At 33.1% G+C, this 13888-nt stretch carries 12 protein-coding genes; all 12 read left to right on the forward strand.

From position 1 onward, the window contains the following. Positions 1 to 647 precede the first annotated feature (647 nt). On the forward strand, positions 648 to 2117 hold the full coding sequence (locus GTZ96_RS15090) for an MFS transporter (protein WP_161644742.1): 1470 nt from the start codon (positions 648 to 650) through the stop codon (positions 2115 to 2117). Between the two features lie 141 nt (positions 2118 to 2258). Next, a complete protein-coding gene (locus tag GTZ96_RS15095) occupies positions 2259 to 3437 on the forward strand; it encodes a hypothetical protein (protein ID WP_161644743.1) in 1179 nt (392 codons plus the stop codon). A 424-nt stretch (positions 3438 to 3861) separates the two neighbouring features. Next, entirely contained in the window at positions 3862 to 4479 is a 618-nt protein-coding gene (locus GTZ96_RS15100) for a GNAT family N-acetyltransferase (protein WP_161644744.1), read from the forward strand. A 133-nt stretch (positions 4480 to 4612) separates the two neighbouring features. Further along, positions 4613 to 5806 (forward strand): argininosuccinate synthase, encoded by a 1194-nt coding sequence (locus tag GTZ96_RS15105; protein ID WP_161644745.1) that lies wholly within the window; start codon positions 4613 to 4615, stop codon positions 5804 to 5806. A 154-nt stretch (positions 5807 to 5960) separates the two neighbouring features. After that, the gene (gene argC / locus GTZ96_RS15110) at positions 5961 to 6938 is read left to right on the forward strand and encodes an N-acetyl-gamma-glutamyl-phosphate reductase (RefSeq protein WP_161644746.1); all 978 of its coding nucleotides are present in this window, start codon (positions 5961 to 5963) and stop codon (positions 6936 to 6938) included. A 125-nt stretch (positions 6939 to 7063) separates the two neighbouring features. Beyond that, a complete protein-coding gene (locus tag GTZ96_RS15115; protein ID WP_161644747.1) occupies positions 7064 to 8203 on the forward strand; it encodes an aspartate aminotransferase family protein in 1140 nt (379 codons plus the stop codon). 29 nt (positions 8204 to 8232) lie between these two features. Then, positions 8233 to 9429 (forward strand): glutamate-5-semialdehyde dehydrogenase, encoded by a 1197-nt coding sequence (locus tag GTZ96_RS15120; RefSeq protein ID WP_161644748.1) that lies wholly within the window; start codon positions 8233 to 8235, stop codon positions 9427 to 9429. Positions 9430 to 9633: 204 nt separating this feature from the next. Next, the gene (proB, locus tag GTZ96_RS15125) at positions 9634 to 10395 is read left to right on the forward strand and encodes a glutamate 5-kinase (RefSeq protein WP_071183299.1); all 762 of its coding nucleotides are present in this window, start codon (positions 9634 to 9636) and stop codon (positions 10393 to 10395) included. Positions 10396 to 10469: 74 nt separating this feature from the next. Then, the gene (locus GTZ96_RS15130) at positions 10470 to 11423 is read left to right on the forward strand and encodes an N-acetylornithine carbamoyltransferase (protein WP_161644749.1); all 954 of its coding nucleotides are present in this window, start codon (positions 10470 to 10472) and stop codon (positions 11421 to 11423) included. Next, positions 11410 to 12198: an acetylglutamate kinase gene (gene argB / locus GTZ96_RS15135; RefSeq protein ID WP_161644750.1), complete on the forward strand. Its 789-nt coding sequence runs from the start codon at positions 11410 to 11412 to the stop codon at positions 12196 to 12198. The genes GTZ96_RS15130 and argB overlap by 14 nt, the downstream gene beginning before the upstream one ends. Beyond that, a complete protein-coding gene (locus tag GTZ96_RS15140) occupies positions 12195 to 13265 on the forward strand; it encodes a M20 family metallo-hydrolase (RefSeq protein WP_161644751.1) in 1071 nt (356 codons plus the stop codon). Before argB ends, GTZ96_RS15140 begins: the two co-directional genes overlap by 4 nt. 57 nt (positions 13266 to 13322) lie before the next feature. Beyond that, positions 13323 to 13856 carry a hypothetical protein gene (locus tag GTZ96_RS15145; RefSeq protein WP_161644752.1) on the forward strand — a complete coding sequence of 178 codons (534 nt, stop codon included), beginning with the start codon at positions 13323 to 13325 and terminating at the stop codon, positions 13854 to 13856. Positions 13857 to 13888 lie beyond the last annotated feature (32 nt).

Below are 13888 nucleotides of genomic sequence, written 5' to 3' on the forward strand. Positions count from 1 at the left end.
AGTTATTAAAACAAGCCTTTTAGGTGTAATTATTAAAAGTAAAAATGTTATTAATTTTCTTTTTTGCTTGATCAAAAAAGAAACAAAAAAATATTCATGCGTTCTTATTGTTTTTCGGTATTCATGACCCGAGCCTAAAAGGCGAACGGATGTAATAATCTTCGATTTCAAGTCTTACGCTTTCTCGTCGGTCAAATTAGTTTTCGAATGCTAAAAGAAAAGAACTCTCCGCCGTGGCGGATCAAACAGCTTTTCTTTTTACGCATTCTTCAAACATTTGACACTCGACTGCGGAAGCTAAGGACAATTGATTCTTGCAAAAAACAACAATTTAATTTATAATCTAATACCAATAGAAATACAAAATATAATTTCACACAACAAGTTAAGACAACAGTCTTTAATTTTTATAAAGATAAAAATTTAAAAACAGCTTTCGAAATTAATAAAGAAAGAAAAAACTTAATTATTTTTAAAAAAATATATGGATAAATCAACCAAAACAGTTACATTTCATACAGTTTATATCGTTATAGTTAAAATTACAACAAGATCACCCCCTTTTTGTTTTTTTTTCAAATCTATAAGAAATACTTTTACCATTACACTATAAAAAACACATAACCGAAAAATTTATTAAAAAAATTATGAATTCAGAAAATTTACAAACAAAATGGGGACAATTTCTTTCTCTGGTAACTGTATTCTTCTTCTGGGGATTTGTTGGTTCTGCCAATGACATTTTAATTCCAGTTTTTAAAAAGGTATTTACCTTATCACAAGTACAATCACAATTAGTAGCCTGGGCATTTTATGCAGCCTATTTTGTGGGTTCGATAATTTTCTTTTTAATCTCTTTAAAATCAGATGTATTACAAAAGTTTGGTTATAAAAAAACATTGGCTACCGGATTGATCGTTTCATCTATTGGTTCCTTTCTATTTGTTCCTGCCGCTACGATGGAAAGTTTTGCTTTCTTTTTGACAGCCTTATTTACAGTAGGTTTAGGATTTTCAATCCAACAAATTGTAGCCAATCCATTAGCTATTAAAATGGGAAGTCCTGCAACTGGCGCTCACCGTTTAACTTTGGCTGGTGGCGTAAACTCTTTCGGAACTACCATTGGAGCTATTTTGCTAGGAATTGCACTTTTCGGAATGGGAGACAATAAAAGAACTGCACTTTCATTAGAAGACATCAAATTCCCTTTTATCATTTTAGGATTTGCTTTCATCTTAGTAGCCCTTTTTATGCTTTTTTCTAAAATAGAAGACCCAGCAAAACAAGAAGAAGCCAAGATTGAACACGGGCATAAAAATTTCAGCATCATGGATTATCCACAATTATACCTGGGGATGATTGCCATTTTTATTTATGTTGGAACCGAAGTAACTATTATCAGTAATTTGCCTGCTTTACTAAAAACAGCTGAATTTGGAAATATTTTAGAAGAAGCCATTCCTCCTTTTATAGCTTTATACTGGGGAAGTTTGATGATTGGGCGTTGGAACGGAGGCGTAAATGTTTTCGATACTTCTAAAACCACTAACCTTTTATTAAAATTCATTGTTCCCGCATTGGCTTTTGGAGTAATTATTGGCACTAATATTTTTGCACAACACAATGTTTCTGCCTTTTACATCTATCCAATTTGGATCTTAATTTTCATTATTGTCAGCTTTATAGGTGGTAAAAATGCCGGAAAAACATTGATGCTTTACGGAATTTCAGGTTTATTAATGATGTTTATTGGCCTTGTATGTCCTGACAAAGAAATAGCTAAATTCTTTTTCATCTCAGGAGGTTTATTCTTATCTATTATGTGGCCTTCTATATTTGATTTAGCCATTGCCGGTTTAGGGAAAAATACCGGAAAAGCTTCCTCATTCCTGATTATGATGATTCTTGGAGGTGGTGTAATTCCGTTAATTCAAGGAAGTATTTGTGATTTTGACTTGAGTAATCCCGAAGGAATAATGGGTATTTCATGGACTCATTTCTCTTATATCATACCACTTATAGGATTTGCTTATTTGGCTTTTTATGGTTTTTACTGTCCAAAAATACTGAAACAACAAGGAATTTTTCACATTGAAACCGAAGGAGGAACTCACTAAACTAGTTTTTTATATTTCGAAAAAGCCATCAAATTTATTTTTGGTGGTTTTTTTTTGGTTTTAAAACTTAGCTTGTATTTAAAATCTAATAATTCTAAATAAATTAATTTTTTAAAAATATATTTGTTCAAAATTTTGAAAATGAAAAAACAACTACTCCTACTTTCTATACTTTTATTTATTACTTCCTGTGGTGTAAAACAAACCCGAAACCTGTTGACTTCAGGAAATTATGATGAGGCAATTGATAATGCCGTAAATAATTTACGCTCGAATAAAGACAAAAAAGGAAATCAGGATTATGTTTATCTTCTTGAAGAAGCTTTTTTTAAAGCCAAAGAAAGAGATTTAAACAGTTTGAACTTATTAGAACAAGACAAAAATCCGTCTAATCTTGAGAAAATTTACAATACTTATATCCAATTAGACCGTCGTCAGGAAAAAATAAAACCATTACTTCCTTTAAAACTAATTAAAGAAGGCAAGAATGCTAAATTCATTTTCGATAATTACAACAAACAAATTGTTGAAAGCAAAAATGTTTTGTCTAAATATTTATATGATTCTAGCAAAGCTTTATTGAAGTCAACTAACAAAATGGATATTAGAAAAGCTTATGACGATTTGGAATATTTAAACCAAATCAATCCTAACTACCAAAACACTTTACAACTACAGGAAGAAGCCTTGAACAAAGGAAGATACTATGTTAATGTGGCCTTGCGCAATCAAACTAACATGGTGATTCCAGTGGATTTACAAAATGATTTATTGGATTTCAACACATTGGGAATGAATGACAAATGGACGGTTTACCACAACAGCATTCAAAAACAAATTAAATACGATTACCAAATAATTGTCAATTTCAAGGAAATAAATATCACACCAGAACAAATCAAAGAGAAGGAATTTGTAAAAGAAAAACTAATTAAAGACGGCTTGAAAGACCTTCTTGATAAAAATGGAAAACCGGTAAAAGACAGTCTTGGAAAAGTAATTAAGGTAGATAATTTAAAAACTATTGTGATTCGAATTAGAGAATTCAATCAGTTTAAAGCCTCTCAAATCACTGCTAATGTAGATTATATCGATTTCAAAAACAAACAACTTTTGCAGTCTTTTCCATTGACTTCTGAATCTGTTTTCAAGAATGATTACGCTACTTACAAAGGAGATAAAAGAGCTACTGAAGACGCTTACTATTCTTATTTTGATCGAAAATTAATTCCGTTTCCCAGCAACGAGCAAATGATTTACAACACTGGCGAAGATTTGAAATCTAAATTGAAAGGAATCCTCGTAAAAAATAAATTCTAAACCAAACATAACTCTATAGTTTTCAAATACTTGATAAAACATTTCAAATGTTAAAATAAATTATAAAAGCATGTTCAGTTTGAAAAATATGTGTACTTTTGCATCAATGAATTACAAAAGTGTACATATTACCTCATTGTCACGGATAGACAAGCCAGTTACTTCGCCCGAAGTACGGATACTTGTATAGTATCTAAAAAGCTTTTTGTTTTATATATTCATTATTTTTTATCAGTACCAAAATTGAAATTACAAGCGTTATCCGTTGGATTAACATATCCTAAAAACAAATTTTTATACATTTTATATTCCTACATTTTTTCTTGTTGGGTTTATTATGTTAATTTTGCAGTCGATTTCAAAACAGGTTCCGTATTAAAATATAATTATTTCACATTTTTTAACCCAAAATTCATCTTTTGAAATGAATATCTCTATTGTTATAGCTCAGGAAGAACATTTTAAGTATGCACAAATTATTTGTGATACGATAGAAACGTCTGCCCTATTGAGAGGAACCGGAATAGCAAAAAGAACTCCCGAATATGTCCAGAAAAAAATGGAAAATAGGGATGCGGTTATCGCATTGGATAAAAACGGAGATTTTGCAGGTTTCTGCTATATTGAAAGTTGGCAACACGGTAAATTTGTTGCTCATTCTGGATTAATTGTACATCCTGATTTTAGAAATCTAGGTTTAGCCAAGCAAATTAAAACCTTTGTTTTTAATTATTCGTTGGAAAAATATCCGGGAGCCAAAGTTTTTGGAATCACAACTGGTTTGGCTGTAATGAAAATCAATTCTGATTTAGGATACAAACCAGTTCCTTTTTCTGAATTGACCAGCGACCCTACCTTTTGGTCCGGTTGTAAAACCTGTACTAATTTTGAAATACTAAAAAGCAAAGATTATAAAATGTGTTTGTGTACAGGAATGTTGTATGATCCAGCTGAAAAGCCAAAAGATCCACCAAAACATCCGTTTAATGTTAGGATTTGGAACAGATTAAAAAAAATAAAACAAGCATTGTTTTTAGAATAAATAATCCCCTCCATCTTTCGCCACGACGAAAAGGGAGTTAAGTAAGAAATAAAAATAAATATTAATAAAATCCCCTTGCCAGTTTTGGCTCCCTCTCCTCTGGAGAGGGCTGGGGTGAGGAAAATTAAAAAAGATGAAAAAAGTTGTATTAGCTTATAGTGGAGGTTTAGACACCTCATATTGCCTTAAATATTTAAAAAATGAACAAGGATATGAAGTTCACACCGTATTAATTAATACAGGAGGTTTTGATGATGCGGAACTAAAAGCTATCGAAGACAGAGCGTATGAGTTAGGAAGTGCTAAACATGCTAACCTTACTATCTTAGATAAATATTACGATAAAGCCATCAAGTATTTAATTTATGGAAATGTATTAAAAAACAATACTTACCCATTATCAGTAAGTGCTGAACGTGTTTTTCAGGCAATCGAAGCTATAAAATATGCTAAATCTGTTGGTGCAACTGCAATTGCTCACGGAAGTACAGGTGCTGGAAACGACCAAATTCGTTTTGATTTAATTTTCCAAACTATCGCTCCCGAAATTGAAATCATCACTCCTATCCGTGACTTGAAATTATCAAGACAGGAAGAAGTAGATTATTTGTCAAAAAATGGAGTACATTATTCTTGGGAAAAAGCACAATATTCTATCAACAAAGGACTTTGGGGAACTAGTGTAGGAGGAAAAGAAACCTTGACTTCTCACCAAGCTTTACCAAGTGAGGCCTACCCTTCTCAATTAACAAAAGAAGGTGAAGAGAAAGTAACTTTGGAATTCAAAAAAGGAGAATTAGTAGCTGTAAACGGCATAGCTGATAAACCTTCGAATAATATTGTAGCACTTGAAAAATTAGCTAGCGCATACGCTATTGGTAGAGATACTCACGTAGGAGATACTATTATCGGAATCAAAGGAAGAGTTGGTTTTGAAGCGGCTGCGCCAATTATCATCATTAAAGCACACCATTTATTAGAGAAACATACTCTTGGAAAATGGCAACAATACTGGAAAGAACAACTAGGAAACTGGTACGGAATGTTATTTCACGAAGGTCAATTTTTAGATCCTGTAATGCGTAACATCGAATCTTTCCTTGAGGATACTCAAAAAACAGTAAACGGAAAAGTATTTGTTTCGTTAAAACCATATCATTTTTCATTAGACGGAATCGAATCTGATAATGATTTAATGAACACTGGTTTTGGTCAATATGGCGAAATGAACAACGCCTGGACTTCAGATGATGCTAAAGGATTCATTAAAATCTTAGGTAATGCTCAAAACATATTTTCATCTGTAAACAATGAAACTTACGAGTAAAAAGGTTTTACCACAAAGTTCGCTAAGAAGGCACAAAGCACACTAAGCTTTGTGAACTTTGTGTTTACTTTGAGTCCTTCGTGGTTAATTTTATTTACTATTTTAAAATAGATTTGGTTGTTCAAAAACAACAAAAATCTTAAAATCAAAGATTATGATTAATGTTGGAATAATAGGCGGTTCGGGATATACAGCAGGAGAATTAATTAGAATTCTAATGTTTCACCCAAATGCTAAATTGGATTTTGTATACAGTACTACAAACGCCGGAAAACCACTTTCTGTGGCACACCACGATTTGTTGGGCGACATCGAAATGAATTTTACTGATGCTATCAATCCTGATGTGGATGTGCTTTTCTTGTGTTTAGGACATGGAAAATCAATTTCATTCTTAGAAAACAACAAATTCTCAGATAACACAAAAATCATCGATTTAGGAAATGATTTCCGTTTAACGAAAGACAAAGACTTTAACGGAAAATCTTTTGTTTACGGATTGCCTGAACTGAATAAAACCGACATTAAAAACGCTAATTATATCGCTAATCCAGGTTGTTTTGCTACGGCTATTCAATTGGCTTTATTGCCATTGGCTGCCGATGGTGTATTGACCGAAGACGTTCACATCAACGCAACAACTGGTAGTACAGGTGCGGGAGTTGGCTTGGCTGCTACTTCACATTTTAGCTGGAGAAACAACAATTTCTCTCACTACAAAGTATTTGAGCACCAACATTTGGGAGAAATCAACCAAAGCATCAATCAATTACAATCGGATTATTCGGATGAATTAATTTTTGTTCCAAACAGAGGTGATTTCCCAAGAGGAATTTTTGCCACTTTATATACAAAATCGGAAGAAAGTTTAGAAGATTTAGTTGCTAAATACGAAGCTTTTTATGCTGATCAACCTTTTGTAACAGTGACTACTACTAACATCAACATGAAACAGGTAGTACAAACTAACAAATGTATTATTAGTTTATTGAAAAAAGGAAATCGGATTTTAATCACTTCAATAATTGATAATTTATTGAAAGGCGCCTCTGGTCAGGCTGTTCAAAACATGAATTTAATGTTTGGATTGGAAGAGACTACAGGATTGCATTTGAAACCAAGTGGATTTTAAAAAAAATAGACTAAAAGAATATAGAGAATAGAATAAAGATTTAAAGGAATTCTAACACAAAAGGTTTTATCGATTCCGTCTTTACTCTATATTCTATTTTCTTTTCTCTTAAAAAATAAATATTTATGAACTTATTTGACGTTTACCCATTATATCCTATTACCCCTGTAAAAGCAGTAGATTGCACGATTACAGACGATAAAGGAATCGAATATTTAGATTTATACTCTGGTCACGGAGTAATTTCTATCGGACATACACAACCGGATTATGTTGCTAAAGTAAAAGAGCAATTGGATAATTTGAGTTTTTACTCGAATGCAATCCAAAATCCATTGCAGATAGAATTAGCTGAGAAATTAGGAAAAGCTTCAGGCTTAACTGATTTTAGTTTGTTCTTATGTAGTTCTGGAGCTGAAGCCAATGAAAATGCTTTAAAAGTAGCTTCTTTTCACACGAACAAATCAAGAGTAATTGCTTTTGACAACTCGTTTCATGGAAGAACTTCTGCGGCAGTTGCAGTAACCGACAACAAAAAAATTGTTGCGCCATTAAACGCACAACAAGCAGTTACTTTCCTGCCATTGAACCAAATTGATTTGGTAGAAGCTGAATTGAAAAAAGGAGATGTTTGTGCGGTTATCATCGAACCTATTCAAGGTGTTGGTGGTTTAGACCAGGGAACAACTGAATTCTTTCAAGCTTTGGAAAAAGCGTGTACAGCCAATGATGTTGTTTTAATTTTAGATGAAGTACAATCAGGTTACGGAAGAAGCGGAAAATTCTTTGCTTTCCAACACCACGGAATCAATCCGGATATTGTAACTACTGCTAAAGGAATGGGGAACGGTTTCCCTATTGGAGGGGTTTTGATTTCTCCTAAATTCCAGGCGAGCTACGGATTATTAGGAACTACTTTTGGTGGAAGCCATTTGGCTTGTGCTGCCGGTATTGCCGTCTTAGATGTTATCGAAAGTAAAAAATTGATAGAAAACACAAATAAAGTATCTGAATACTTTTTTGAAGCCATTAAAGTAATTCCTGAAATCATCAAAGTAAAAGGAAGAGGATTGATGTTAGGAGTTGAATTTGACTTTGACGTGAGTGCTTTAAGAAAGAAAATGATTATTGAAAAATACATTTTTACAGGTGGAGCTAACAATAAAAACTTATTGAGAATCCTTCCACCATTAACGATTACTACTGCTGCAATTGACGCATTTATCGTTGCACTACAGGAATCATTAGCCGAATTAAAAGCATAAGTTTTTTTAAACTTAAAAAATAAAACAAAATGAGTACTATTTTATCCATAGAAAAAAGAAACGCTGTATTGACTACCATGGCAGCTCTTTTAGAACAAGAAAGAGAAGCTTTGAAAGCCATCAATCAACAAGATTTAGCCAATTATAACGGTGAAGATTTGGCTATGGAAAAACGGCTACTCGTTGATGATGCCAAGGTTGACGGAATGATTCTTTCTGTGAAACAATTGGCAAGTCAGGAAGATCCTGTAGGTCAGGTTCGTTATGAATTCACCCATGAAAACGGAATGAAAATCAGCAATAAAACGGCTGCTTTTGGAACGATTTTGATTATTTACGAATCTCGTCCAGACGTAACAGTGGAAGCTGGCGGAATTGCTTTCAAATCAGGAAATAAAATTTTATTGAAAGGCGGTAAAGAATCGTTGCTTTCGAACCAAAAAATTGTGAGTCTTTGGCATCAAGCCTTAGAAAGCAATGGAGTTTCAACGGATTGGGTGGAATATTTGAATTATGACAGAGTGCAAACTCAGGCTTTCTTAGAAAAACCAACACAAAGAGTCGATTTAATTGTACCACGTGGTGGTGAAAAACTGATTGAATTTACTAAAAAACACGCTAGTTGTCCAGTGATTGTAAGCGGTCGTGGAAATAACTTTGTGTATGTAAATTCAGATGCCGATTTAGAAAAAGCGATGTCAATTATTATTAACGGAAAGACCTCAAACATATCCGTTTGCAATGCTTTAGATAAAGTTTTAATTAATACTAATGTACCAAACTGGGAAGGCTTTGCTAACGAATTGGTAGCCAAATTAAAAGCATACAATGTAACTATTTTAGGAGATGATGCTTTCGCAAAAGCGACTCAGGTGCCTGCAATAGAAAACGATTTGATTTGGTACGAAGAGTTTTTGGATTACAAAATTGTTATTGGAACGATCGATTCGAAACAAGAAGCGATTGCCAAAATCAACAAATATTGTGGCGGACATTCGGCTTCAATTATTACCGAAGACAAAGCCATTGCGCAAGAATTTATGGAAAACATTGATGCTTCATCCGTTTATCATAATGCTTCTACTCGTTTCACTGATGGAGGGCAATTTGGTTTAGGTGGAGAATTAGCTATTAGCACCGATAAATTGCACCAACGTGGACCAATTGGTTTACAGCATTTGGTAACCAATAAATGGTATATTTACGGAGACGGACAAATTAGATAGTGATCAGTAATTAGTTTTTAGTGTTCAGTCTAAGCGAAGTCGAGAATAAAAATGATTTAAGATTAACGATTTTTGATTGCAGATTTAAAATCTAAACTGTAAAAAATATAAATACTACTTTGTGAACTTTGTTTTTATAAAGTAAAAGAATAAAAAAACTTTGTGTCCTTTGTGGTTAAAAAAAGCCCTTTGCGGTTAAAAAAAATGGCAAAAAAAAGAATTTTATTAAAATTAGGAAGCAATACGCTAACCAAGGAAACCAATCATATTTCGAGAGGAAAGATTGAAGACATTGGTATGCAAATAGCAGCCTTAAATGATGAATACGAATTTATCATTGTGAGTTCGGGTGCTATTGCTGCGGCGAAACAATTCGTAAAGTTAGACAATAACGACAAAGATGTTTTTGTAAAGCAAGCTTTGGCTTCTATTGGTCAGCCTCATTTGATGCGGATTTACAATGAAAACTTCAAGGATTTAGGACTAAATACTTCCCAGTGTTTGCTTTCTTATTCTGATTTCGAAAAAGAACAAACCAGAAAAAACATTGTAAATACGATTAATGTATTAGTCAAAAACAATTACATCCCAATTATCAACGAAAACGATACGGTAGCCACGGATGAAATTAAATTTGGCGACAACGATAAATTAGCTGCTTTAGCCGCTGTTTTATTAAAAGTAGATATTTTGATTATTGCCACCAATACCGACGGTTTTTACACCAAAGAATCGATGGACAAAGGAACACCAGAAACCATACTTTCAGTGAAAGAGTTGAAAGATTTGGAAAAAGAAATTGGAGATTCTAAATCGTCACACGGAACGGGCGGAATGCAATCAAAAATAGAAGCAGTAGCCATCGCAAAAGAAGCTAATATTGAAACCTGGATTATAAATGGTTTAAAAGATAATTTTATCTTGAATGCCTTGAAGAATGAAATTGCATTTACTAAAATAATATAAAAAGTTGATTTGGCTATTTGTTTATTCGATTACCCAATAAACAAATAACCAAATACTCAAATAAACTATAAATCATGAACTTTATATCCATACAAAACATAGATTCACTTGACAAATGGGTGAAACAAGCGTTAAAAATCAAAAAAAATCCGCTTAAGAATAAAAAACTGGGAAAAAACAAAACCTTAGGGATGTTGTTCTTCAACTCTAGTTTAAGAACCCGTTTGAGTACGCAAAAAGCGGCTATGAATCTGGGAATGAACGTGATTGTAATGAATTTTAACAGCGAAGGCTGGACTTTGGAATTCCAGGACGGAGTGGTGATGGATCAAGGTTCATCGGAACACATCAAGGAAGCGGCAGCAGTTGTTTCTCAATATTGTGATATCATTGCTATCAGAGCCTTTGCAGGATTGGTTGACAAAGAAAAAGACAATGCCGAAACCGTAATTTCCGGTTTCTTAAAATATGCTTCTGTACCAGTTGTAAACATGGAAAGTGCTACGGGACATCCAATGCAATCTCTTGCCGATGCGATTACAATGGCAGAACACAAAACCAAACACAGAGCAAAAGTAGTTTTGACCTGGGCACCACATCCTAGAGCTTTACCTCAGGCTGTTCCCAATTCGTTTGTGGAAATGATGCAAAAGCAGGAAAACATGGATTTTGTAATTACGCATCCGGAAGGTTACGAATTGAATCCAGAAATCACTAAAGATTCTAAAATAGAATACGATCAGAATAAAGCATTTGAAAATGCTGATTTTATCTATGCAAAAAACTGGAGTAATTATAAAGAATACGGAAAAATCACTAATTCTGACCCAAATTGGACTATAACAGCTGAGAAAATGGCTTTAACTAATAACGCCAAATTCATGCACTGTTTGCCTGTTAGAAGAAATGTAATTGTTACTGACGAAGTGATCGACAGCGAAAATTCTGTTGTCATCGAACAAGCGAATAATAGAACCTATTCTGCTCAATTAGTATTGCAAAAAATATTGGAAAATGGAAAAAAATAAGCAATCCTTATCCATCATAAAAATTGGTGGAAACATCATTGATAATCCAACTGAATTAGCTCATTTTTTAGCAGATTTTTCCAAGATTGAAGGGAATAAAATTTTGGTCCACGGTGGCGGAAAATCGGCTACTAAAATGGCACAAAGTATTGGTTTAGTTCCTCAAATGATTGACGGACGACGCATTACTGATAAACCAATGCTGGATGTAGTGGTGATGATTTATGCCGGTGAAATCAATAAAAATATCGTAGCTCAATTGCAAGCCAACAATACAAATGCCATGGGATTTTCTGGAGCTGATGGAAATTTAATTCAGTCAACCAAAAGAAACCATCCAACAATAGATTACGGTTTTGTGGGTGATGTTCAAAAAGTGAATACGCCATTATTACAAACTTTAATCAATAGCGGAATTGTTCCTGTTTTCTGTGCGATCACACACAATAAAAACGGACAATTATTGAATACTAATGCGGATACAATTGCCAGTGAATTAGCCATTGCTGCATCGGAAGTTTTTGAAGTGACTTTGAATTATTGCTTCGAAAAATCGGGAGTTTTAACCGATGTTGAAGATGAAAATTCGGTAATTGAACAAATAAATTCAGCTCTTTATGCTCAATTAAAAGAAGAAGGTGCTATTCATTCTGGAATGATTCCTAAATTAGATAACTGTTTCAATAGTTTATCGAAAGGTGTTCAGAAAATAAAAATTGGTCACCATAGAATGTTACAAAATAAGGCTGCATTGCACACTACAATAACTTTATGAAAAACATAACTACTCTTATACAAGAAGCCATAGCGCTATTAAAATCGCTGATTGAAACCCCTTCCTTTTCGAGCGAAGAAGATCAGACAGCACTTTTAATTGAAAATTGGTTTACACAAAACAATATTCCTTTCGAAAGAGAAAATAATAATGTTTGGGTTTACAATAAACATTTTGATAAATCCAAACCGACACTTTTACTCAATTCACATCACGATACGGTGAGACCGAATCAAGGGTATACCAACGATCCATTTGAAGCGATTGTAAAAGACGGTAAATTATTTGGTTTGGGAAGTAATGATGCTGGAGGATGTTTGGTTTCATTAATTGCCACATTTACTTATTTTTATGCCAATGAAAATTTGCCTTACAATGTTGTAATTGTAGCTTCGGCAGAGGAAGAAAGCAGCGGGAAAAACGGTTTAAACAGCGTTTTAAAACATTTACCAGAATTAGAGTGCGCCATTGTTGGCGAACCAACCTTAATGCAATTGGCGGTAGCCGAAAAAGGATTATTAGTATTGGATGTGGTTGTAAAAGGTACTGCAAGTCACGCTGCACACAACAATCCGGACAATCCTATCTACAATGCAATGCCAGTGATTGAATGGTTCAAAACTTATCAATTCGAAAAAATATCAGAAATTTTAGGTCCGGTAAAAATGACTGTAACCCAAGTTACCGCTGGAAAGCAACACAATGTTGTTCCTGCAGAATGTCATTTGGTTGTCGATATTCGAGTGAATGATCGTTACAACAATACCGAAATTTTAAACACGGTTAGAGCAAATGTAAACGCCGAAGTAAATCCACGCTCGATGCATTTGAATGCTTCTTCTATTCCTGTGTCTCACGGATTAGTACAAGCTGGAATTGCATTAGGAAGAACTACTTATGGCTCTCCTACGCTTTCAGATCAATCGGTTTTGAGCTGTAAATCTTTAAAACTAGGACCTGGAGAAAGCTTGCGTTCGCATTCAGCTGACGAATTTATATATGTAAACGAAATAGAAGAAGGAATCGAATTGTATATCAAAATACTAAGCGATTTCTTTAAAATTTAGAATATTTTTTAGAAGCTAATTCCGCTTCTATCGAGGCGAAAAAAATTAATTTGAAAAATGAAATTTGAAATTCCATTTGTCGAGAATATTTATAAGAACCAAGTCAATTTGAATTTTGATTTAGTTTGGAAGAAAACAATTAAAAAAAACAAAAAAACATTGCTTACTTCAATAATATTATTTCTACTTGGATTTCTAATAATTTATGGAAATGACAATCTTGGATACATTTTAATTGCATTTTCAATATATGGCTTTATAGAATTTTACAAAATTCATTCTTCTTATAAAAAAAGTAAACTAAATTATTTTACAATAACTGAAAATGAATCCATAAAACAAATAGAACTAAACGAAAAAAGTATTTGGGAATTCAATGACGAATATTTTCGATATAAAGATTATAAATATGATGCAAAAATCAATTGGATTGCTTTTAAAGGATATAGAATAATCGAAGATAATTTATTTCTTGATTTGAATGTGGGTAACTTTTCATCCTATATTTTATCACAAAAGGAAGTCGGAAATAATCATTTTGACAATATCATTCAATTAGTTGATCAAAAAACAAAAAGAATTACAGATTAATATTTTTATCTATTTTAAAAATAACTTTGCGA

It is taken from the genome of Flavobacterium undicola (assembly GCF_009909155.2).
In the GTDB taxonomy this organism is placed as follows: domain Bacteria; phylum Bacteroidota; class Bacteroidia; order Flavobacteriales; family Flavobacteriaceae; genus Flavobacterium; species Flavobacterium undicola.